Origin of the sequence: Pseudomonas sp. TH43 (assembly GCF_016650635.1) — a bacterium.
Taxonomy (GTDB): domain Bacteria; phylum Pseudomonadota; class Gammaproteobacteria; order Pseudomonadales; family Pseudomonadaceae; genus Aquipseudomonas.
Genome location: NZ_JAEKFI010000003.1, coordinates 35812 through 57568, shown reverse-complemented (window position 1 = coordinate 57568; position 21757 = coordinate 35812). Strand labels below are relative to the sequence as shown.

17 protein-coding genes and 3 tRNA genes are annotated in these 21757 nt (G+C 60.1%); all 20 read left to right on the top strand.

The features are described from left to right. Window positions 1-6 precede the first annotated feature (6 nt). The 20 genes from leuD to JFT81_RS09810 all read left to right on the top strand — a co-directional run bounded on the left by leuD (window position 7) and on the right by JFT81_RS09810 (window position 21757). Window positions 7-651: a 3-isopropylmalate dehydratase small subunit gene (leuD, locus tag JFT81_RS09905; RefSeq protein ID WP_007913445.1), complete on the top strand. Its 645-nt coding sequence runs from the start codon at window positions 7-9 to the stop codon at window positions 649-651. Window positions 652-819: 168 nt separating this feature from the next. Continuing rightward, window positions 820-1587, top strand: coding sequence for a class I SAM-dependent methyltransferase (locus JFT81_RS09900; RefSeq protein WP_201227167.1), 768 nt, complete (start codon window positions 820-822; stop codon window positions 1585-1587). Window positions 1588-1641: 54 nt separating this feature from the next. Further along, window positions 1642-2724: a 3-isopropylmalate dehydrogenase gene (leuB, locus tag JFT81_RS09895; protein ID WP_201227166.1), complete on the top strand. Its 1083-nt coding sequence runs from the start codon at window positions 1642-1644 to the stop codon at window positions 2722-2724. 66 nt (window positions 2725-2790) lie between these two features. After that, complete coding sequence (asd, locus tag JFT81_RS09890; RefSeq protein WP_008083209.1) at window positions 2791-3903, top strand: aspartate-semialdehyde dehydrogenase; 1113 nt, start codon at window positions 2791-2793, stop codon at window positions 3901-3903. A gap of 275 nt (window positions 3904-4178) precedes the next feature. After that, complete coding sequence (locus JFT81_RS09885) at window positions 4179-5189, top strand: aspartate-semialdehyde dehydrogenase (protein WP_201227165.1); 1011 nt, start codon at window positions 4179-4181, stop codon at window positions 5187-5189. A 208-nt stretch (window positions 5190-5397) separates the two neighbouring features. Next, window positions 5398-8169, top strand: coding sequence for a FimV family protein (locus JFT81_RS09880; protein WP_201227164.1), 2772 nt, complete (start codon window positions 5398-5400; stop codon window positions 8167-8169). A 248-nt stretch (window positions 8170-8417) separates the two neighbouring features. Then, window positions 8418-9242, top strand: coding sequence for a tRNA pseudouridine(38-40) synthase TruA (truA, locus tag JFT81_RS09875; RefSeq protein WP_242485610.1), 825 nt, complete (start codon window positions 8418-8420; stop codon window positions 9240-9242). A 64-nt stretch (window positions 9243-9306) separates the two neighbouring features. Further along, window positions 9307-9927, top strand: coding sequence for a phosphoribosylanthranilate isomerase (locus tag JFT81_RS09870; RefSeq protein WP_201227162.1), 621 nt, complete (start codon window positions 9307-9309; stop codon window positions 9925-9927). 223 nt (window positions 9928-10150) lie between these two features. After that, window positions 10151-11071, top strand: a complete 921-nt coding sequence (gene accD, locus JFT81_RS09865; protein ID WP_201147088.1) for an acetyl-CoA carboxylase, carboxyltransferase subunit beta — start codon at window positions 10151-10153, stop codon at window positions 11069-11071. Then, complete coding sequence (gene folC, locus JFT81_RS09860) at window positions 11068-12375, top strand: bifunctional tetrahydrofolate synthase/dihydrofolate synthase (protein ID WP_201227161.1); 1308 nt, start codon at window positions 11068-11070, stop codon at window positions 12373-12375. The genes accD and folC overlap by 4 nt, the downstream gene beginning before the upstream one ends. Then, window positions 12359-13009: an SPOR domain-containing protein gene (locus JFT81_RS09855; protein WP_201227160.1), complete on the top strand. Its 651-nt coding sequence runs from the start codon at window positions 12359-12361 to the stop codon at window positions 13007-13009. The genes folC and JFT81_RS09855 overlap by 17 nt, the downstream gene beginning before the upstream one ends. A gap of 98 nt (window positions 13010-13107) precedes the next feature. Then, a complete protein-coding gene (locus JFT81_RS09850) occupies window positions 13108-13668 on the top strand; it encodes a CvpA family protein (RefSeq protein WP_201147085.1) in 561 nt (186 codons plus the stop codon). Window positions 13669-13709: 41 nt separating this feature from the next. Beyond that, on the top strand, window positions 13710-15215 hold the full coding sequence (purF, locus tag JFT81_RS09845) for an amidophosphoribosyltransferase (protein ID WP_007913462.1): 1506 nt from the start codon (window positions 13710-13712) through the stop codon (window positions 15213-15215). A 148-nt stretch (window positions 15216-15363) separates the two neighbouring features. Further along, window positions 15364-16575, top strand: coding sequence for an O-succinylhomoserine sulfhydrylase (locus JFT81_RS09840; RefSeq protein WP_201227159.1), 1212 nt, complete (start codon window positions 15364-15366; stop codon window positions 16573-16575). Beyond that, complete coding sequence (locus JFT81_RS09835; RefSeq protein ID WP_201227158.1) at window positions 16572-17348, top strand: SDR family oxidoreductase; 777 nt, start codon at window positions 16572-16574, stop codon at window positions 17346-17348. Before JFT81_RS09840 ends, JFT81_RS09835 begins: the two co-directional genes overlap by 4 nt. A 168-nt stretch (window positions 17349-17516) precedes the next feature. After that, window positions 17517-17592, top strand: a tRNA-Val gene (locus tag JFT81_RS09830). Between the two features lie 56 nt (window positions 17593-17648). Next, a tRNA-Asp gene (locus JFT81_RS09825) sits at window positions 17649-17725 on the top strand. A 94-nt stretch (window positions 17726-17819) separates the two neighbouring features. Next, window positions 17820-17896, top strand: a tRNA-Asp gene (locus tag JFT81_RS09820). Window positions 17897-18393: 497 nt separating this feature from the next. Continuing rightward, entirely contained in the window at window positions 18394-21225 is a 2832-nt protein-coding gene (locus JFT81_RS09815) for a xanthine dehydrogenase family protein molybdopterin-binding subunit (RefSeq protein ID WP_201227157.1), read from the top strand. Then, on the top strand, window positions 21218-21757 hold the full coding sequence (locus JFT81_RS09810; RefSeq protein ID WP_201227156.1) for a (2Fe-2S)-binding protein: 540 nt from the start codon (window positions 21218-21220) through the stop codon (window positions 21755-21757). Before JFT81_RS09815 ends, JFT81_RS09810 begins: the two co-directional genes overlap by 8 nt.

Here is a 21757-nt window from a genome sequence, read left to right as displayed (position 1 = left end):
CGCAGCATGAAAGCTTTTACCCAGCACACTGGTCTTGTCGCGCCTTTGGATCGTGCCAACGTCGACACCGACCAAATCATTCCGAAACAGTTTTTGAAGTCGATCAAACGCACCGGTTTCGGCCCGAACCTGTTCGACGAGTGGCGTTACCTCGATGTCGGTCAGCCGTATCAGGACAACTCCAAGCGCCCGTTGAACAAGGACTTTGTCCTCAACGCCGAGCGTTATCAAGGCGCCAGCGTGTTGCTGGCCCGCGAGAACTTCGGTTGCGGCTCCAGCCGTGAACACGCGCCGTGGGCGCTGGAAGAATACGGTTTCCGCAGCATCATCGCGCCGAGCTACGCCGACATCTTCTTCAACAACAGCTTCAAGAACGGCTTGCTGCCAATCATCCTCAGCGACGCTGAAGTCGATGAATTGTTTAAGCAGGTTGAGGCCGAGCCGGGTTATCAATTGCAGGTCGATTTGCAGGCGCAGACGGTGACCCGTCCCGATGGCAAGGTTTATAGCTTTGAAATCGACGCGTTCCGCAAACATTGCCTGTTGAACGGTCTGGACGACATCGGTTTGACCTTGCAGGACGGCGATGCGATTGCGACGTTCGAGGCCAAGCACCGCGTGAGCCAGCCGTGGTTGTTCCGCGACGCATAAGCAAGGATTTGGAGTTGATGTAGTCAGGGCTGGCCTCATCGCTGGCAAGCCAGCTCCCACAGGTTTCTCTGGTGTCCGCGAAATGTGTGTTCACTGAAGATCCTTGTGGGAGCTGGCTTGCCAGCGATGAGGCCGGAACAAGCACCATAAGATTCAAGGAAAGATCCCATGACCAGCACCGCCCAACATACTCAGGTCGTCCAAAAGCAATTCGGTGAACAGGCCGCCGCCTACCTGAGCAGCGCCGTTCACGCTCAAGGCACCGAATTCGCGCTGCTACAAGCCGAACTGGCCGGGCAGGGCGAAGCTCGCGTGCTGGACCTGGGTTGCGGCGCCGGTCACGTCAGTTTTCATGTCGCACCGCTGGTCAGGGAAGTGGTCGCCTACGACCTGTCGCAGCAAATGCTCGACGTGGTCGCTGCTGCCGCTGTAGATCGCGGCTTCAGCAACATTTCCACCGTCAACGGCGCCGCCGAGCGTCTGCCGTTTGCCGATGGCGAGTTCGACTTCGTGTTCAGCCGTTATTCGGCGCATCACTGGAGCGATCTCGGTGTGGCTCTGCGCGAAGTGCGCCGGGTGTTGAAACCGGGTGGCGTGGCAGCGTTCGTTGACGTGTTGTCACCGGGCAGTCCGTTGTTCGACACTTACCTGCAAAGCGTTGAAGTACTGCGCGACACCAGCCATGTGCGCGATTATTCCGCCGGTGAGTGGTTGCGTCAGGTCAGCGAGGCTGGTTTGCATGTTCGCAGCACCACGCGGCAGCGCCTGCGCCTGGAATACAGCAGTTGGGTCGAGCGCATGCGTACGCCTGAAGTGATGCGAGCAGCGATTCGTCAGTTGCAGCAATCGATGGGCAACGAAGTGCGCGAATATTTTGAGATTGATGGCGACGGCTCGTTCAGTACAGATGTAATCGTACTGATGGCTGAGCGATAAGAATTTTTCCGGGCGCGCACTGAGTGGCGCACCGACTGAAGACACGAGGAAAGCATGAGCAAGCAGATACTGATTCTCCCAGGTGACGGTATTGGTCCGGAAATCATGGCCGAAGCGGTCAAGGTGCTGGAGCTGGCCAACGACAAATACAGCCTGGGCTTCGAGCTGAGCCATGACGTGATCGGTGGCGCCGCCATCGACAAGCACGGTGTGCCGCTGGCCGACGAAACCCTCGACCGTGCCCGCGCTGCCGATGCGGTGCTGCTGGGCGCTGTCGGTGGCCCGAAATGGGACACCATCGAGCGTGACATCCGCCCTGAGCGCGGTCTGCTGAAAATCCGTGCGCAACTGGGTCTGTTCGGCAACCTGCGTCCGGCGATTCTGTACCCGCAATTGGCTGACGCCTCCAGCCTGAAGCCGGAAATCGTTGCCGGTCTGGACATCCTGATCGTCCGTGAGCTGACCGGCGGCATCTACTTCGGCGCACCACGCGGCACGCGTACCCTGGAAAACGGCGAGCGTCAGTCCTACGACACCCTGCCGTACAGCGAAAGCGAAATCCGCCGCATCGCCCGCGTCGGTTTCGACATGGCCATGGTGCGTGGCAAAAAGCTCTGCTCGGTGGACAAGGCCAACGTGCTCGCCTCCAGCCAGCTGTGGCGTGAAATCGTCGAAGAAGTGGCCAAGGATTACCCTCAGGTCGAACTGAGCCACATGTACGTCGACAACGCCGCGATGCAACTGGTGCGCGCACCGAAGCAGTTCGACGTGATCGTGACCGACAACCTGTTCGGCGACATCCTTTCTGATGAAGCGTCGATGCTCACCGGTTCCATCGGCATGCTGCCGTCGGCTTCGCTGGACTCCAACAACAAGGGCATGTACGAGCCTTGCCACGGTTCGGCGCCGGACATTGCCGGCAAAGGCATTGCCAACCCGTTGGCGACCATTCTGTCGGTATCGATGATGCTGCGTTATAGCTTCAATCTGCACGATGCCGCCGATGCCATCGAAAAAGCCGTCAGCGTTGTGCTCGACCAGGGGCTGCGCACCGGCGACATCCATTCGGCCGGTTGCACCAAAATCGGTACGCAGGAAATGGGCGACGCAGTAGTCGCCGCGCTGCGGAATCTGTAATCTCTCGGGCCCGCTGCGAAATTCAATACAAAGCAGCGGCCCACTTTTCAAGAAGGTGTAGTTGCGATGAAACGTGTAGGTCTGATCGGTTGGCGCGGGATGGTCGGTTCCGTGCTCATGCAGCGGATGCTGGAAGAGCAGGATTTCGATCTAATCGAGCCGGTGTTTTTCACCACGTCCAATGTCGGTGGCCAAGGCCCGTCCGTGGGCAAGGACATTGCTCCGCTCAAGGATGCTTACAGCATTGATGAGCTGAAGACCCTAGACGTGATTCTGACCTGCCAGGGTGGCGACTACACCAGCGAAGTGTTCCCGAAGCTGCGCGAAGCCGGCTGGCAGGGTTACTGGATCGACGCGGCGTCCAGCCTGCGCATGAACGATGATGCAGTCATTATTCTGGATCCGGTCAACCGCAAGGTCATCGACCAACAGCTCGACGCGGGCACCAAGAACTACATCGGCGGCAACTGCACCGTCAGCCTGATGCTGATGGGCCTGGGTGGTCTGTTCGAGGCTGGTCTGGTCGAGTGGATGAGTGCCATGACCTATCAGGCGGCTTCCGGTGCCGGCGCGCAGAACATGCGTGAACTGATCAAGCAAATGGGCGCGACCCACGCCGCTGTCGCCGATCAACTGGCCGACCCGGCCAGCGCGATCCTCGACATCGACCGTCGCGTTGCTGATGCCATGCGCAGCGAAGCGTACCCGACCGAAAACTTCGGCGTACCGCTGGCGGGCAGCCTGATCCCGTGGATCGACAAAGAACTGCCGAACGGCCAGAGCCGTGAAGAGTGGAAAGCTCAGGCCGAGACCAACAAGATCCTCGGTCGCTTCAAGAGCCCGATCCCGGTCGACGGCATCTGCGTGCGCATCGGTGCTATGCGTTGCCACAGCCAGGCACTGACCATCAAGCTGAACAAAGACGTGCCGATCGCCGACATCGAAGGGCTGATCAGCCAGCACAACCCTTGGGTCAAACTGGTGCCGAACAACCGCGATATCAGCATGCAGGAGCTGAGCCCGACCAAGGTTACCGGCACCCTGAACGTGCCGGTGGGCCGTTTGCGCAAGCTGAACATGGGCTCGCAGTTCCTCGGTGCGTTCACCGTGGGTGACCAACTGCTGTGGGGCGCGGCCGAGCCGCTGCGTCGCATGCTGCGGATCTTGCTGGAGCGTTGATCGCTTGAAGCAATGAAAGAACCCGTACCTTGTGAAAGGTGCGGGTTTTTTTTATGCCCGGAGTTTCTCGGGTGCCTGTACAGGCCTCATCGCTGGCAAGCCAGCTCCCACAGTGGGTGGTGTTGTGCATAAATTTATAGGCACCACAGAAACCTGTGGGAGCTGGCTTGCCAGCGATGAGGCCAGAACAGACACTGCAAATCCCGGCAGAAATTGCCTGTGCGCCAGTCACCCGGTAAAGTGCCGCTCCCCCCGTTTCGCCAGAGGCTCGCACCATGACCCAGACCCTTGATATTGCCGTAATCGGCGCCACCGGTACTGTCGGCGAAACCCTTGTGCAGATTCTCGAAGAGCGCAACTTCCCGGTGGCGAATTTGCATCTGCTCGCCAGCAGCGAATCCGCTGGCAGTTCGGTACTTTTTCGCAACAAGAACGTGCGTGTGCGTGAAGTCGACGAGTTCGATTTCAGCAAGGTCAAACTGGTGTTCTTCGCCGCAGGTCCGGCCATCACCCTGAGCTACGCCGCGCGCGCCCATGCCGCCGGTTGCTCGCTGATCGACTTGTCCGGCGCCTTGCCGGCCGATCAGGCGCCGCAAATCGTGCCGGAGGCCAACGCCGAAGTGCTCGCCAGCCTGAAAGCGCCGTTCCAGGTCAGCAGCCCGAGCCCGTCAGCCACTTCGCTCGCCGTAGTGCTGGCGCCGCTGCTCGATCTGCTTGATCTGCAATATGTCAATGTCACCGCCAATCTGGCCGTTTCCGCCCAGGGTCGTGAAGCCGTTACCGAACTCGCACGGCAGACCGCCGAGCTGCTGAACATGCGCCCGCTGGAGCCGACGTTCTTCGACCGCCAAATGGCCTTTAACCTGTTGGCGCAAGTCGGCACACCGGACGCGCAGGGTCACACGCTGCTGGAAAAACGTCTGGTGCGCGAGTTGCGTCAGGTGCTCGCGCAACCTTTATTAAAGATTTCGGCAACTTGCGTTCAAGCCCCAGTGTTTTTTGGCGATAGCTTTAGCGTGACCTTGCAGTCAACGAAGGCTGTCGACCTGAAAAAGATCAACGCCGCACTCGAAGAAGCGCCGGGTATCGAGCTGGTCGAAGCCGGTGATTACCCGACTGCCGTCGGTGACGCGGTAGGGCAGGATGTTGTCTATGTCGGTCGCGTGCGCAGCGGTGTCGACGACCCGGCGGAACTTAATCTGTGGCTGACGTCAGATAACGTACGCAAAGGGGCGGCGCTAAACGCTGTGCAGGTGGCTGAATTGTTGATAAAAGACCTGCTGTAAAAGATACTTGGCAACAATTTGTCGACTGATTCTAGGTGAGCGCTATGCTTGCCCGAACCGCTTGATAACGTGTCACCCTCCGGGACTTTCCGGGGCATCAAAGAAATGATCGCGCGCGACATCTGTCGTCGTCGCGCGCAATGCCTTACGGCAGCGGTATTCAACATCTTCTCGCTGGCCGAGGAACGTTCAAACAAAGGATGAGGCTATGGTTCAAGTTCGCAAACTGGTGTTAGCAATAGCGGCCGCCTCGGCGCTGTCCTCCGGTATGGCGCATGCCCTCGGGCTCGGGGAGCTGACCCTGAAGTCGACCCTGAACCAGCCGCTGGTGGCTGAAATCGAGCTGCTCGACGTCAAGGATCTCACCGCTGCCGAAGTGGTGCCAAGCCTGGCTTCACCTGAAGATTTTGCCAAGGCCGGTGTTGATCGCCAGGCCTTTCTCAACGATCTGACCTTCACCCCGGTACTCAACGCCAGCGGCAAAAGCGTGCTGCGTGTGACCTCGAGCAAGCCGCTGTCAGAACCGATGGTGAAATTTCTTGTGCAGGTGATGTGGCCGAACGGTCGCTTGCTGCGCGATTACAGCGTGCTGCTGGATCCGTCGAAGTTCTCGCCGCAGACTGCCGACGCCGCCGCGCAACCGGCACCGTCACAGACCATCGCCGCGCCGACCACTGGCGCCACGCACCCAACGCAGTACACCACCACGCCGCGCGACACCCTGTGGGAAATCGCCGCGAAGGCGCGTACTGGCGGTTCCGTGCAGCAGACCATGCTGGCCATTCAGGCGCTGAACCCGGATGCGTTCATCGGTGGCAACATCAATCGGCTGAAAACCGGTCAGGTGCTGCGTCTGCCGGATGCCGTGCAAAGCACCGCGCTACCGCAGACGAAGGCGATTGCCGAAGTCGCGGCGCAGAACGAAGCCTGGCGTCAGGGTCGTCGCTATGTCGCCAAGCCTGGCACTGGCCAGCAGCAGCTCGACGCGACCAACCGTGGTCGCGCCAATACCGGTGCAGCGCCAAACGCCCAGGACAACTTGAGCCTGGTGTCTGCCGAAAGCGCCAAGGCGCGCGGCAAGGGCCCGGCAGGCGACGCCAAGGCGTTGAGCAACAAACTGGCGGTCACTCAGGAAAGCCTCGACACGACCCGTCGTGACAATGAGGAACTGAAAAGCCGCATGTCCGATCTGCAAAGCCAGTTGGACAAGCTGCAAAAGCTGATCGAGCTGAAGAACAATCAACTGGCGAAACTGCAGGCAGAAGGCTCGGGTGCTGCACCCGCTGCAAATGCCTCCGGTGCTGCGGTTCCAGCAATCACCGCGGAACTCGCCGCCACCCCGCCAGCCACACCGGCAGAGGCTGCTGCGTCTCCTACGCCGGAATCGGCTATTGCGCCGCCGGCTGAGACACCGGTTGTCGAGCCCGTTGTGGAGCCGAAGCCGGTTGTTGACGACGAAAAAACCTTCAACGAATTGCTGACCAATCCGATTCTGCTGGGTCTGGTGGGCGGCGGTGCCGTTGTTCTGCTGCTTCTGTTGCTGTTGCTGGCCCGTCGCCGCAAAGCGCAGCAGGAAGCTGAAAAACATCTGCGCATGGCGCGTGCCCTGTCTGAAGAGCAAGAGTTCTCTGCTGAACAGGATCTGCCGGAAAGCAGCTTCGAAGGTCTGGAAACGCCGGCGGCGAGCGTCAAGCTCAACACTCCGTCGCCTGCACCTGCAGTGGCGCCAGTGGTTGCGCCGATTGTAATGGCCGAGCCGATTGCTGCACCGCTGGTGGCTCCGGCCGCAGAGCGTTCTGACGACGTACTCGACAAGGCGCAGTCGCACATCAACGCCGGCCGCTTGAATCAGGCCGCCGCGCTGCTGGAAGAAGGCGTGAGCCTTGAGCCACAGCGCAGTGATCTGCGTCTGAAGCTGATGGAAGTCTACGGTCAGCAGGGCGATCGTGATGCGTTCGTCGGTCAGGAGCGTCAGTTGGTGGCCAATGGCGACAACTTTGCCAAGGTTGAAGAGCTGAAGAGCCGCTTCCCGGCCATGGCCGTTGCCGTTGCTGCTGCCGGTGGTCTGGCCGCTGCGGCCGTGGCTGCCGAGCTGGACGCGCAATACGTCAAGGATCTGCTGCTGGACGAGCCTGAAGCACCTGCGCCGGCACCAGTGGAAGATGACCTGGACAGCGCGTTTGACCTGAGCCTGGACGACCTGGACAACATCACGCCGGTAGAGCCTGCACCGGTGGTTGAGCCTGAAGCGCCGACGCCAGTGGACGATGGTCTCGACAGCGCGTTTGACCTGAGCCTGGACGATCTCGACAACATTACGCCGGTAGAACCTGCGCCCGTGGTTGAGCCTGAAGCGCCTGCTGAGCTGGACGCACCATTGGAGTTGGACGAGTTCCCGGCCGACGACGATTTGAGCTTTGAATCGGTGCTGCAACAGCAGACCGAGATCAAGGAAAACCTCGACGACCTGTCGGACTTCGACCTGGATCTGGATCTCGGCGCCGAGCCGGCACCGGCCGTTGATCTGGCGGACGATGATTTCATGCTCGACCTGGATGAGGGCGTGAAAGACCTCGCTCCCGTCGAACCGCCGGTCGTGGCTAGCGTGCCGCAGGACGATCTGGAGCTGCCGGCCGATTTCGATCTGTCGCTGGCCGACGAAATGGACAGCAACCCGGCGGCCGAGCCTGATGCATTTGCGGCCGAGCTGGACGACGTCAACGCCGAGCTGGATCGTCTGTCGCAAAGCATTGCCGAGCCGACCTTCACCGAAGCCGATGCGGCGGTGGGCGGTGATTTGGGCGAAGATGATTTCGACTTCCTCGCCGGCACCGACGAAGCGGCGACCAAACTCGATCTGGCTCAGGCCTATATCGACATGGGCGACAGTGACGGCGCGCGCGACATCCTCAACGAAGTGTTGACCGAGGGTGACGAGAAGCAGCGTGGGGAAGCCAAGGATATGCTCTCGAGCTTGTAGTCAGTCCAGCGGTAAGCGAAAACGGCAGCCCATTGAGGCTGCCGTTTTTGTTTCTGGGTTTTCCAGATTAAAAGATCGCAGCCTTCGGCATCTCGTGCATGAGATTGCGTTCCCCTGTAGGAGATGCCGAAGGCTGCGATCTTTTGCTCTTGAAACTGGCATCCCCGGTCGACAGCCTTATAATGCCCGCCTTTGCAAAAACAGCAGGCTGTCCCACCTTGGCAAACATAGATAACCCGGTCGCCGAACTGGCCCCTGACGGCTTTTACCGCGTAGCGCTGGGCGTTGAGTACAAAGGTTCGCGCTACAGCGGTTGGCAGCGTCAACTGACCGGTGTAGCGACGGTGCAGGAAGAGCTCGAAAAAGCTTTGTCGAAAGTCGCCAATTCGCCGGTGTCCTTGCAGTGCGCCGGGCGTACCGACGCTGGCGTGCATGCCTGTGGGCAAGTGGTGCATTTCGACACTCAGGTCGATCGCTCGCTGAAGGCCTGGGTCATGGGCGCCAACATCAATTTGCCCCATGACATCAGCGTCAGTTGGGCGCGGGTGATGCCGGCGCATTTTCATGCGCGGTTCAAAGCCATCGCCCGGCGTTATCGCTACGTGATCTACAACGATCAGATCCGGCCGGCGCATCTCAACCAGGAAATCACCTGGAACCACCGCCCGCTGGATGTCGAACGCATGGCCGAGGCCGCGCAGCATCTGATCGGCACCCATGATTTCAGTGCCTTCCGCGCCGGTCAGTGCCAGGCCAAATCGCCGATCAAGAAGATGCACCACTTGCGTGTCACCCGTCACGGCAAGATGATCGTGCTCGACATTCGCGCCAATGCCTTCCTGCATCACATGGTGCGCAACATCGCTGGCGTCTTGATGACCATCGGTGCGGGCGAGCGGCCGGTTGAGTGGATGAAGGAAGTGCTGGAAAGTCGCGAGCGCCGTTCCGGAGGTGTGACCGCGCATCCTTATGGTCTGTATTTGGTGCAGGTCGAGTACCACGACGAATTCCCGTTGCCCGAGCGTTTTATCGGGCCACATTTCCTTACGGGTTTCTCGGAACTTGACGGCTGACGCCCTCGAACGCTTTTGTTACCATCCGGGACTTTCCCGGATTTGCCTTGGAGTTTTTCTCGACATGTCAGCCGTTCGCAGCAAGATCTGCGGGATTACCCGCATAGAAGATGCGTTGGCCGCTGTCGAGGCCGGGGCCGATGCGATCGGCTTCGTGTTCTACGCCAAGAGCCCGCGAGCGGTAACCGTGCAGCAGGCGAGGGCGATCATCAAGGCATTGCCACCGTTTGTGACCACCGTGGGCCTGTTCGTCAACGCCAGCCGCTGCGAGTTGGGGGAAATCCTCGATGCCGTGCCGCTGGACCTGTTGCAGTTCCATGGTGATGAAACCGCTGAGGCGTGCGAAGGCTGGCATCGTCCGTACATCAAGGCGTTGCGGGTCAAGGCTGGTGATGACATCGCTGCCGCCGTGGATGCCTACCCGAGCGCTAGCGGCGTGCTGCTCGACACTTATGTCGAAGGCGTGCCTGGCGGAACCGGAGAGGCGTTTGACTGGTCTTTGATTCCGCAAGCGTTGAGCAAGCCGTTGATTCTGGCGGGCGGCCTGACGCCGGAGAACGTCGCCGACGCAGTGGTTCGAGTAAAGCCGTATGCCGTAGACGTCAGCGGCGGGGTAGAGGCAAGCAAGGGCATCAAGGATCACGCCAGGATCCACGCGTTCATCAACGCCGTAAAAGGCGTTTAGGCACCGGTTCCGATATTGATGTGACGGCTGGCAGTCTGCCGCCGTCCATCAATGCACTTGCACAAAGCAGGCGCGGCTGAGGGTTTGTGGAGGGCACGCAGGTCATGTTTCGCGCTGACCGTGGCTGTTCACCGATCATCGCCACACACATGAATTTAGCTGAAGGGCATACGCGGGGCTGCGAACCAGAGCGTTCGGGCCGCCGGTACTGGAGAAAGAAAGCATGAGCAACTGGTTAGTAGACAAACTGATCCCTTCGATCATGCGCTCGGAGGTCAAGAAGAGCTCGGTGCCTGAAGGTCTGTGGCACAAATGCCCGTCCTGCGAGGCTGTGCTGTATCGTCCGGAGCTGGAAAAGACCCTGGATGTTTGCCCCAAGTGCAACCACCACATGCGCATCGGCGCACGTGCGCGCATCGACATCTTCCTCGATGCTGAAGGTCGCAATGAACTGGGTGCTGATCTGGAGCCGGTTGACCGTCTGAAATTCCGCGACGGCAAGAAGTACAAGGATCGCCTGACCGCTGCACAGAAGCAGACCGGCGAAAAAGACGCGCTGATCTCCGTCAGCGGCACCCTGCTGGGCATGCCGGTAGTGGTTTCGGCATTCGAATTCAGCTTCATGGGCGGTTCCATGGGCGCTATCGTCGGTGAGCGTTTTGTCCGCGCCGCCAACTACGCGCTGGAAAATCGCTGCCCGATGATCTGCTTCGCCGCCTCCGGTGGTGCGCGCATGCAGGAAGCGCTGATCTCGCTGATGCAGATGGCCAAGACCTCGGCTGTTCTGGCGCGTTTGCGTGAAGAAGGCATTCCGTTCATCTCGGTACTGACTGACCCGGTGTATGGTGGTGTTTCCGCCAGCCTGGCGATGCTCGGCGACGTGATCGTCGGCGAGCCGAAAGCCCTGATCGGCTTCGCTGGTCCGCGCGTTATCGAGCAGACCGTGCGTGAAAAACTGCCGGAAGGCTTCCAGCGCAGCGAGTTCCTGCTGGAACACGGCGCGATTGACATGATCGTTCACCGTCAGGAATTGCGCCCACGTCTGGGTAACCTGCTGGCACAGATGACTGGCAAGCCGACGCCGAAATTCGTCGCTGCACCGATCGAACCGATCGTGGTTCCACCGGTACCTGCTGGCCTATGACCGAGCGCACCCTTGGCGAGTGGCTCGCCTACCTTGAACAGTTGCATCCTTCGGCCATCGACATGGGGCTGGAGCGTTCGCAACAGGTAGCGTCCCGCATGGGGCTAGGCCAGCCGGCGCCTCGGGTGATCACGGTCACCGGCACCAACGGCAAGGGTTCGACCTGCGCTTTCGTGGCTTCATTGCTGCGCGCGCAGGGTCTGAGCGTTGGTGTCTACAATTCCCCGCATCTGCTGCGTTACAACGAGCGGGTGCAGCTCAATGGCGTCGAAGCCACTGATGCACAACTGTGCGAAGCCTTTGCTGCGGTCGAGGCCGGGCGCGGCGACATTTCCCTGACTTACTTTGAAATGGGCACCCTCGCGGCGTTCTGGCTGTTTCAACAGGCCGGACTTGATGCGGTGGTGCTTGAGGTGGGGCTGGGCGGGCGTCTGGACACGGTCAACGTGGTCGATGCCGATATCGCCTTGGTCACCAGCATTGGCGTCGATCACGCCGATTATCTGGGCAATACCCGCGAATCCGTGGCCTTTGAAAAGGCCGGGATCTTTCGCCGGGGCAAACCTGCGCTGTGTGGCGATCTGAACCCTCCGCAACCGCTGCTCGACAAGGCGCGTGAGCTGGCCTGTCCATTCTTCCTGCGTGGACGTGATTTCGATCTCGGCATGACCGATCAACATTGGCAGTGGCGCGGCACCGATGCGCAGGGACAGGTTGTCGAGTTGCGTGACTTGCCGCTGCTCGACCTGCCGATGGAGAACGCCGCATTGGCCTTGCAGGCCTATCTGTTGCTCGGTTTGCCGTGGGATCCCCGGCAAATCGTTGCTGCGTTGCAGGACACTCGTGTGGTCGGACGCCTTGATCGCCGTTCGTTCGAGTGGAATGGCAAACGCCTGAATGTGTTGCTGGATGTGGGGCACAATCCGCATGCCGCCGAGTATCTGGCCCGTCGTCTGGCCTCGCGACCACCAGTCGGCAAGCGCCTGGCGGTGTTCGGTCTGCTGGCCGACAAGGATCTGGATGGTGTTGTCGGCGAATTGAGTGCTAGTGTCGAGCATTGGGCGGTGGCGCCGCTGGATTCGCCTCGTTCACGCCCGGCGGTTGAGTTGCAGGCAGCCCTGCAGAACCTTGGCGCTGGCGTCACGTCTTACGACAGTGTCGCCGCTGCGCTGGAAGGGCAGTGCGCCGTGGCGACCACTGACGACGAGATTCTGTTGTTCGGATCATTTTATTGTGTCGCCGAGGCCCTTGAATGGTTGGCCCGGCGCTCCACGGAGGAAGCGGCAAATGGCTTTGCTGGATAAAGCGTACAAGCAGCGCATGGTTGGCGCGTTGGTGCTGGTGGCTCTGGCGGTGATTTTCCTGCCGATGCTGTTTACCCGTCAGGATGAACAGCGTCAGGTGACTGTCGAAGCGCCTGCCGCACCGCAAGCGCCCGTGGTGCCGCAAGTGCAAATGGAGTCGGTGGCGGTGCCTGAGCCGCAAACCTTGCCGCAAGAGCCTGTGCCGACGGATGAGGAGGTCGCAGAAGACACTGCGCCTGCTGCACCCGTTGCGCCGGCACCTACTGCACCGATCTTGATCGCCAAGCCCGCCGCGCCACCAGCGGTGTCCAAGCCGATTCCTGCGCCTGCTCAGCCGATCACTGCCGCTTCGACCAAGCCTGACACCACGCAAAGCCGTATCGATGCCAACGGCCTGTCGGTGAGCTGGTCGGTGCAACTGGCCAGTCTGTCGAGTCGCGCCAGTGCCGAAAGCCTGCAGAAAACCCTGCGCAGCCAAGGCTATAACGCCTACATTCGTTCTGCCGATGGCAAGAATCGGGTGTTTGTCGGCCCGCTGATCGAGCGCGCCGAAGCCGATCGTCTGCGTGATCTGCTGGGTCGCCAACAGAACCTCAAGGGTTTTGTCGTACGTTTCCAGCCTGAGCGCGGCTAAAAACTATCACCTCGATTGAAATGCGCTGACAATCGCAGCTTACCGAGAGGCATGCGCTCTGCTAAAATGCGCCGCCTTATCCGTCTGTAGGCTGCACTGTGCCATTTACCTGGGTTGACTGGGCGATCGTTGCAATCATCGCCATCTCCGCTTTGATCAGTTTGAGCCGCGGCTTCGTCAAGGAAGCATTATCGCTGGTGACCTGGATCATCGCAGGAGCGGTTGCCTGGATGTTCGGTGGCTCACTGTCCGAGTACCTCGCCGGATACATCGAAACCCCATCGGCTCGCGTGATCGCGGGCTGTGCCATCATGTTTGTCGCCACGCTGATCGTGGGCGCAATGATCAATTATCTTATCGGCGAGTTGGTTCGCGTCACCGGGTTGTCCGGGACCGATCGATTCCTCGGCATGGCCTTCGGCGCTGCGCGTGGCGTGTTGCTGGTGGTCGTGGCGGTCGGGCTGTTGAGCCTGGGGCCGGTACAGCAGGACGGGTGGTGGAAAGAATCACAGCTCGTGCCAAAGTTTCTATTGGTCGCCGACTGGTCCAAAAACCTGATCCTCGGGTGGAGCAGTCAGTGGCTTGCCAGCGGAATCAGCGTACCCGCTGATATTCCGTTCAAGGAGCAATTCTTGCCGTCGGCGAAAACGCCACAGTGAGTGTTGTTCAGTTCAGATCCATTAAGTAGGGGTTGCGTCGCATGTGTGGCATCGTCGGTATCGTCGGTAAGTCGAACGTCAATCAGGCGCTGTATGACGCGCTAACCGTGCTCCAGCACCGCGGCCAGGACGCTGCCGGTATCGTCACCAGCCATGATGGCCGGTTGTTCCTGCGCAAGGACAATGGCCTGGTGCGTGACGTGTTTCAACAGCGTCACATGCAGCGTCTGGTCGGTCACATGGGTATCGGTCACGTCCGTTACCCGACCGCGGGCAGCTCGACTTCGGCCGAAGCCCAACCGTTTTACGTCAACTCGCCTTACGGCATTACCCTGGCGCACAACGGTAACCTGACCAACGTTGAACAGTTGGCCAAAGAGATTTACGAATCCGATCTGCGTCACGTCAACACCAGTTCCGACTCGGAAGTGCTGCTCAACGTGTTCGCTCACGAACTGGCCCAGCGCGGCAAGCTGCAACCGACCGAAGAAGATGTGTTTGCTGCCGTGACCGACGTGCATAACCGTTGCGTCGGTGGTTACGCGGTGGTTGCCATGGTGACCGGTTACGGCATCGTCGGTTTCCGCGATCCGCACGGCATCCGCCCGATCGTGTTCGGCCAGCGTCACACCGACGAAGGCGTCGAGTACATGATCGCGTCCGAAAGCGTTTCGCTGGACGTGCTTGGCTTCACCCTGATTCGCGACCTGGCGCCAGGCGAAGCGGTCTACATCACTGAAGACGGCAAGCTGCATACCCGTCAGTGCGCGACCAACCCGTCCCTGACCCCATGCATCTTCGAACACGTCTATCTGGCGCGTCCGGACTCGATCATCGACGGCGTGTCGGTCTACAAGGCCCGTCTGCGCATGGGTGAGAAGCTCGCCGAGAAGATCCTGCGCGAGCGTCCAGAGCACGACATCGACGTGGTCATCCCGATTCCGGACACCAGCCGCACTGCAGCGCTGGAACTGGCGAACCACCTGGGCGTGAAATTCCGCGAAGGCTTCGTCAAGAACCGTTACATCGGCCGTACCTTCATCATGCCGGGCCAGGCCGCGCGCAAGAAGTCGGTTCGCCAGAAGCTCAACGCTATCGAGCTGGAATTCCGCGGCAAGAACGTGATGCTGGTTGACGACTCGATCGTACGCGGCACCACCTGCAAGCAGATCATCCAGATGGCCCGTGAGGCCGGCGCGAAAAACGTCTACTTCTGCTCGGCTGCTCCAGCGGTGCGCTTCCCGAACGTTTACGGCATCGACATGCCGAGCGCTCACGAACTGATCGCCCACAACCGTTCGACTCAGGACGTGGCGGATCTGATCGGCGCCGACTGGCTGATCTACCAGGACCTGCCTGACTTGATCGAAGCGGTCGGTGGCGGCAAGATCAAGATCGAAAACTTCGATTGCGCAGTGTTCGACGGCAAGTACGTCACCGGCGACGTCGATGAGGCTTACCTGAACAAGATCGAACAGGCGCGTAACGACTCCTCGAAGATCAAGACCCAGGCGGTCAGTGCGATCATCGATCTGTACAACAACTAAGTAACCACCGGCCTGTAGGAGCAAGGCTTGCCCGCGAAGACTTTGGCGCTGCCGAAGGACCTTTCTCGGGCAAGTCCTGCGCCTGCAAAGGCATCACGCCTCCGGGCCGGTTTTGTATCTATTTCAGAACAGGGCAAGGAGTGACAGCATGAGTCAGGAATGGGATGCCGGTCGGCTGGACAGCGACCTTGAAGGCGTAGCGTTCGATACCCTGGCCGTACGTGCCGGTCAGCACCGTACGCCGGAAGGTGAACACGGTGATCCGATGTTCTTCACCTCCAGCTACGTGTTCCGTACCGCTGCTGATGCGGCCGCGCGGTTTGCTGGCGAAGTGCCGGGCAACGTCTACTCGCGTTACACCAACCCGACCGTTCGTGCGTTCGAAGAGCGCATTGCCGCGCTCGAAAGCGCCGAGCAGGCCGTTGCGACTGCGACCGGCATGGCCGCGATCATGGCGGTGGTGATGAGTCTGTGCAGCGCTGGCGACCACGTGCTGGTCTCTCGCAGCGTGTTCGGTTCGACCATCAGTCTGTTCGAGAAATACTTCAAGCGTTTCGGCGTCGAAGTCGATTACGTGCCACTGGCCGACCTGTCCGGCTGGGATGCGGCAATCAAGCCGAACACCAAATTGCTCTTCGTCGAATCGCCGTCCAACCCTCTGGCTGAACTCGTCGATATCGCTGCGCTGGCAGAAATCGCTCACGCCAAAGGCGCGATGCTGGTTGTCGACAACTGCTTCTGCACACCTGCTTTGCAACAACCGCTGAAAATGGGCGCGGACATCGTTGTGCATTCGGCGACCAAGTTCATCGACGGCCAGGGCCGTTGCATGGGCGGCGTGGTGGCTGGTCGCAGCGAGCAGATGAAAGAAGTCGTCGGCTTCCTGCGTACAGCCGGGCCAACCCTGAGCCCGTTCAACGCGTGGATCTTCCTCAAAGGTCTCGAAACCCTGAACCTGCGGATGAAGGCGCACTGCGCCAACGCTCAGCAACTGGCCGAATGGCTGGAGCAGCAGGAGGGCATCGAGAAGGTGCATTACGCCGGCCTCAAGAGCCATCCACAGCACGCGCTGGCCCAGCGTCAGCAGAAGGGCTTTGGTGCGGTCGTCAGTTTTGAGGTCAAGGGCGGTAAAGAGGGCGCCTGGCGCTTTATCGATGCCACCCGACTGATTTCGATCACTGCCAACCTCGGTGACAGCAAAACCACCATCACGCACCCGAGCACCACTTCCCACGGCCGCCTGGCGCCGCAGGAACGTGAAGCGGCGGGTATCCGTGACAGCTTGATCCGCATCGCGGTCGGGCTCGAAGACGTGGCCGACCTGCAAGCCGACCTGGCGCGCGGTCTGGCGGCGTTGTGATCGAGTTGTCCACTCCGACCTCGGGTGCCCATGGCCGCGTTGCGCTGGTCACGGGTGCCGCGCGCGGCATTGGCCTTGGCATCGCCGCCTGGCTGATCAGCGAAGGCTGGCAGGTGGTGCTGACCGATCTGGATCGTGCGCGCGGCTCGAAAGTGGCGAAGGTGCTGGGCGAAAGTGCCTGGTTCATTGCCATGGATGTTGCGGACGAAGGTCAGGTCGCGCTCGGTGTGGCTGAGGTGTTGGGTCAGTTTGGTCGTCTCGATGCGCTGGTGTGCAACGCGGCGGTCGCTGACCCGCACAACATCACCCTGGAAAGCCTCGATCTGGCTTACTGGAATCGCGTGTTGGCGGTGAACCTCAGTGGGCCGATGTTGCTGGCCAAGCACTGCGCGCCGTATCTGCGTGCGCACAACGGTTCGATCGTCAATCTGGCCTCGACTCGTGCGCGGCAGTCGGAGGCCGACTCCGAGGCGTACGCGGCGAGCAAGGGCGGCCTGCTGGCGTTGACGCATGCGCTGGCGATCAGCCTCGGGCCGGAGATTCGTGTGAATGCGGTGAGCCCGGGCTGGATCGATGCGCGTGACCCTTCTGCGCGTCGTGCCGAGCCGCTGGCCGATACCGATCATGCTCAGCATCCGGCGGGCAGGGTAGGGACGGTTGAAGATGTGGCGGCGATGGTTGCGTGGTTGCTGTCGAGGAATGCCGGTTTTGTTACCGGGCAGGAATTCGTCGTCGATGGCGGCATGACCAAGAAGATGATTTACACGGACTAAGAAGCAAAGACGCAAACCTGTAGGAGTGAGCCTGCTCGCGATAGCGGTTCCAGGGTTGTTGCTTTCTTCAGGGAATGAAGCAATTTCGTCTTTTTTAGAAAAACTTCAATCCTGCTATTGACTTAGGTTCGCTATCTGCGTAAATTTCGCGGCCTCGGAGATGCAAACGGGTGATTAGCTCAGCTGGGAGAGCGTCTGCCTTACAAGCAGAATGTCGGCGGTTCGATCCCGTCATCACCCACCACTCCCCGAGAAACTTGCGTAAGCAAGAGCGTAGGCTGAAAGTGCCTGCACCGACGCGCAGCGGTAGTTCAGTCGGTTAGAATACCGGCCTGTCACGCCGGGGGTCGCGGGTTCGAGTCCCGTCCGCTGCGCCATATTGAACGAATCAGACACTGTCTGGTTCGCGATTGAAAAGCACCGAAGCTTTCAATCAAAACGAGTTACTTGAGCGCAAGCTCAAAGCGATACGCAGCGGTAGTTCAGTCGGTTAGAATACCGGCCTGTCACGCCGGGGGTCGCGGGTTCGAGTCCCGTCCGCTGCGCCATATCTGCTTCAAGGACCACTGAACGCCTTGAAGCACCGAAGTCAGCATTGCTGAGTCGGATCCGATAGCAAAGACCCTGGTCGAAAGACCGGGGTTTTTTGTGTCTGAAATTTGACCTTTCCCCTCTGCTCCTTCTGCCTGATTCTGGATCCGACACAAATCCCCATGTGCGAGCGAGCCTGCTCGCGAATGCGGTGTATCAGGCAAAAAATGCGCTGACTGACACTACGCCTTCGCGAGCAGGCTCGCTCCCACATGGGGGTGTCGGTTTGTACGGCAACCTCATGCGGTGCCACGTCGCATTGATTTTTTGATTCTTTAGTCAAATTTTTGTAACTGGTTGTTTGCTGCGAGCGCAGAAACCTTTAAAGTTAACCTTTCGGTCAGCTTTGCACTGTCAACACGCCCTTTGTTTAGCCAAAAAGGGCTTCTGCAAGACTCGAGATTCCCAGTAGATAACCAGAAGGGCGGACACATAACCGCCCAGAGGATGATCCATGTCCAACCGTGATATATCCCGGCGCTCGTTCCTCCAGGGCGGGCTGGTGGCGGGTGTGAGCGTCACGCTCACGCCGCTCAGCAGTCAGGCGCTGGCTGCCTTGATGGAAAACAGCGTCACCGTGCCGTCCGAGAAATGGCTCGGCAACAACGGCAAGGCGCGCCAGCGTAACGATGCACTGTCCAAAGTCTGCGGCAGCAAAGTGTTTGCCCGCGACATCCGCTCCAAGGACATGCCGGGCTGGCCTGAGCAGCAAGGTCACGCCATGCTGCTGAAAACCATCAAGGCTGACCGCATCTACGACGGCTACGACCTGTCGTGGCTCGGCGCCGACTTGCAGCCTGACCGCATCGTCACCGCCGCTGATCTGGACAAGGACGGCATCGTCTTCCCGGAAGAGCATGCGCCGGATCCACTGTTGCCTGAAGGCAAGGTGCCGATGTTCATTGGTCACCCGGTGGCCATCCTGATCTGGAATGACTTCGAGCGTTTCCGCCAGGCCAAGAACAAACTCAAATTCAATGACAAGGCGATTCGTTACGGTGCCCAAGTACCGTTCTACGAAGGCGACCCCTACGGTAGCTTCCGCTATGTGCGCGTCGGCGGCCCGACCTCGGCAGACGAAGACGAATTCGCCAGCCTCAAGGACTCGATCCTCTTCCCGATGCTTAAAAACCGTCGCCCGGTGTGGAATTCCCAGCCGAACCTGCACGGTAACCTGACCGAGCGTGGTCTGTTCTACGCCGACCGCATGAAGAAAGAGATCGACACGCCGCCGGACAACTGGCTGGTGTTCGACGAGCGCTACAAAACCCCATCGATCGAACCGGCCGCCATGGAGCCGGACAACGGCAACGGCTGGTACGACCCGAAAACCAAGACCCTGCACTTCGTAGTGGCCACTCAGTGCCCATTGGAAGCGGCGACCGAGACCGCGAAAATGATCGCGCCGTCGCGCTTCGGCCTGGACAACCTGAACATGCACCCCGGTTACACCGTGGGCTACGGTTCCAAAGACCACAACATCTTCGTTTACTACGCAGCCCTCGCTGCACTGTACGGCGCTGGTGTGCCGGTGCGCCTGGCGAACGACCGCTACGAGCAATTCCAGAGCGGCATCAAGCGTCACCCGTTCGACATCCGCTACCAATTGGCCGTGGACAAGAACGACTACAGCTTCAAGATTTTCCGCGCTGAAATGAGCGTCGACGGTGGTGGTCGGATCAACTACAGCCCGTCGGTGGCCGCGGTTGGCGCCACCGCAGCGCAGTCGATCTACTACATGCCGCAGAACGATCTGCAAGTCACCGCGTACCACTCGCGCGGTGTTGAAGCGGGTTCGATGCGCGGTTACGGAACCCTGCAAAGCATGGCGTCGACCGAAATGATGGTCGACGAAATCGCCAATCGCCTCGGTGTCGATGCCATCGATCTGCGTCGCAAGAACGGCCTGCGCTCCGGTATGAAAAACACTCAGGGCGCGATCCCGGCAGGTGCTTTGCGCCTGCACGAGATTCTCGACAAGGCCTCGGTGCACGAAGTCTGGAAAAACCGCGACGCAATCAAAAAGCAACGTGAAGCCGCCGACCCGGACAACTGGTACGGCGTCGGTTTTGCCATTTGCCAGAAAGACTTCGGCACCGGTTCCGAAGCGCCGATGGCGAGCATCGAGTTCACCGCTGAAGGTCGCATTACCCTGCGCCACATCGGTATCGAGATCGGCACCGGCATGTCCACTTCGCAAGCGTTGGTCGTGGCCGATTTCCTCGGCAGCCCGGCGCATGAAGTGAAGACTGGCGAAACCGAATGGAAGGAAATGCAGCTGATCACCAGCGGCAACCCTTACATCATGAGCCAGGCCGAGCAGGACAACCTGCTGCGCAACCCGCGCTGGGTTGGCAAGTTGGCCTCGGCGTCGTCGGCGACCAACTCCGCTTATTACTTCAGCCATGCCACCCGTGAGGCGGCGCGCGTGCTGTTCAACAACGGTTTGTGGCCAGCGGCGATGGAGATCTGGCGCCAGGGCCCGTACGGCGGTCAGGCCAACCCTTACGTGGTGCGTCGCGAAGATGCGCATTGGGTCGACGGCAAGCTGACGGCCAACGGCATGCAGCCGCTGAGCTTCGAAGAGCTGGCCAAACACGCTCACGAGCGTGGTCTGGTGACCGGTGCCACCGTTCACGCCTTCAACCGCTGGAGCTGGGCCGAGGCTGAGTACAGCATCGATGGCGTGCGTGAACGTCTGCCTCTCGACGGTCTGGCGGTGAAGTACGGTGATGGTGCGCCAAAAGCGAAGAAAGCGCTGATGAGCACGGCTGGTTTCCACCTGCTCGATCGCCAGAACATCAACTACCCGGTGACCCAGTTGAACAACGCTGCCGTGACCTACTACAGCCCGGTCGCCACGCTGGTCGAGCTGAAGGTCAACAAGGGCTCGGCGGAAGTCGAAGTGCTCAACCACCATTCGTGGGTCGAGTGCGGTCGTGTGCTGGTCGAAGAATTGGTCAAGGGCCAGATGGAAGGCGGTATCGCCATGGGCATCGGTCACGCCTTGATGGAAGAAATGCCGCTGTACGAAGGCGGGCCGGGGGAGGGTGACTGGAACTTCAACCGTTACCGTCTGCCGATGGCGCGCCACGTTGCCGTGTGGAAACAGACCTCGGAGATTCTCCCGGCGCTGTCGCCAAGCGATCCGTCCAAAGGTATCGCCGAAGTGGTGATGATCCCGATCGTCGGTGCCATCGGTAACGCCGTGGCGCACGCCATCGGTAAACGTGTTCGCGATCTGCCAATCACTGCTGCGCGCATCAAGGAGGCCCTCAATGGCTAACCGTCCGCTTCAACTGACCCTCAATGGTCAATCCGTCGGCCCGGTGGACATCCCTGATGACCTGCCGATGATCGACTACCTGCACGAATACAAAAACCTCACCGGTTCGCGTCTGGGCTGCGGCCAGGGTATCTGCCACGCCTGCGTGGTGATCGTCGACAACCCGGACGGCACCAGCGAAGAAGTGCGCACCTGCATCACTGGCGCGCATTACTTCGAAGGCAAGAAAGTCCGCACCATCGAGTCTCACGCCAAGCGCGATGAGAGCGGTCAGGTGACTGAGCTGAACCCGATCCAGCAGCGCTTCGTCGATGAGTTCGCGTTCCAGTGCAGCTACTGCGCACCAGGCTTCGTCAACGCCGCGACAGTCTTGGTTGAGAAGCTGCAACGTCAGCCAATCGTCAAAAGCCAATTGGAGCGAGTCATCGAGGACAGCCTCGGCCATCACGTCTGCCGTTGCACCGGGTACGTGCGTTATTACAACGCCACCCGCAACGTGCTGACCGATCTCGGCCTGGTCAAGGAGGGTTAA

What these genes read in the sequence shown, in the direction of transcription:
- leuD (WP_007913445.1), top strand. Translation starts at nt 7, where the DNA reads ATGAAAGCTTTTACCCAGCACACTGGTCTTGTCGCGCCTTTGGATCGT.
- JFT81_RS09900 (WP_201227167.1), top strand. Translation starts at nt 820, where the DNA reads ATGACCAGCACCGCCCAACATACTCAGGTCGTCCAAAAGCAATTCGGT.
- leuB (WP_201227166.1), top strand. Translation starts at nt 1,642, where the DNA reads ATGAGCAAGCAGATACTGATTCTCCCAGGTGACGGTATTGGTCCGGAA.
- asd (WP_008083209.1), top strand. Translation starts at nt 2,791, where the DNA reads ATGAAACGTGTAGGTCTGATCGGTTGGCGCGGGATGGTCGGTTCCGTG.
- JFT81_RS09885 (WP_201227165.1), top strand. Translation starts at nt 4,179, where the DNA reads ATGACCCAGACCCTTGATATTGCCGTAATCGGCGCCACCGGTACTGTC.
- JFT81_RS09880 (WP_201227164.1), top strand. Translation starts at nt 5,398, where the DNA reads ATGGTTCAAGTTCGCAAACTGGTGTTAGCAATAGCGGCCGCCTCGGCG.
- JFT81_RS09870 (WP_201227162.1), top strand. Translation starts at nt 9,307, where the DNA reads ATGTCAGCCGTTCGCAGCAAGATCTGCGGGATTACCCGCATAGAAGAT.
- accD (WP_201147088.1), top strand. Translation starts at nt 10,151, where the DNA reads ATGAGCAACTGGTTAGTAGACAAACTGATCCCTTCGATCATGCGCTCG.
- folC (WP_201227161.1), top strand. Translation starts at nt 11,068, where the DNA reads ATGACCGAGCGCACCCTTGGCGAGTGGCTCGCCTACCTTGAACAGTTG.
- JFT81_RS09855 (WP_201227160.1), top strand. Translation starts at nt 12,359, where the DNA reads ATGGCTTTGCTGGATAAAGCGTACAAGCAGCGCATGGTTGGCGCGTTG.
- purF (WP_007913462.1), top strand. Translation starts at nt 13,710, where the DNA reads ATGTGTGGCATCGTCGGTATCGTCGGTAAGTCGAACGTCAATCAGGCG.
- JFT81_RS09840 (WP_201227159.1), top strand. Translation starts at nt 15,364, where the DNA reads ATGAGTCAGGAATGGGATGCCGGTCGGCTGGACAGCGACCTTGAAGGC.
- JFT81_RS09815 (WP_201227157.1), top strand. Translation starts at nt 18,394, where the DNA reads ATGTCCAACCGTGATATATCCCGGCGCTCGTTCCTCCAGGGCGGGCTG.
- JFT81_RS09810 (WP_201227156.1), top strand. Translation starts at nt 21,218, where the DNA reads ATGGCTAACCGTCCGCTTCAACTGACCCTCAATGGTCAATCCGTCGGC.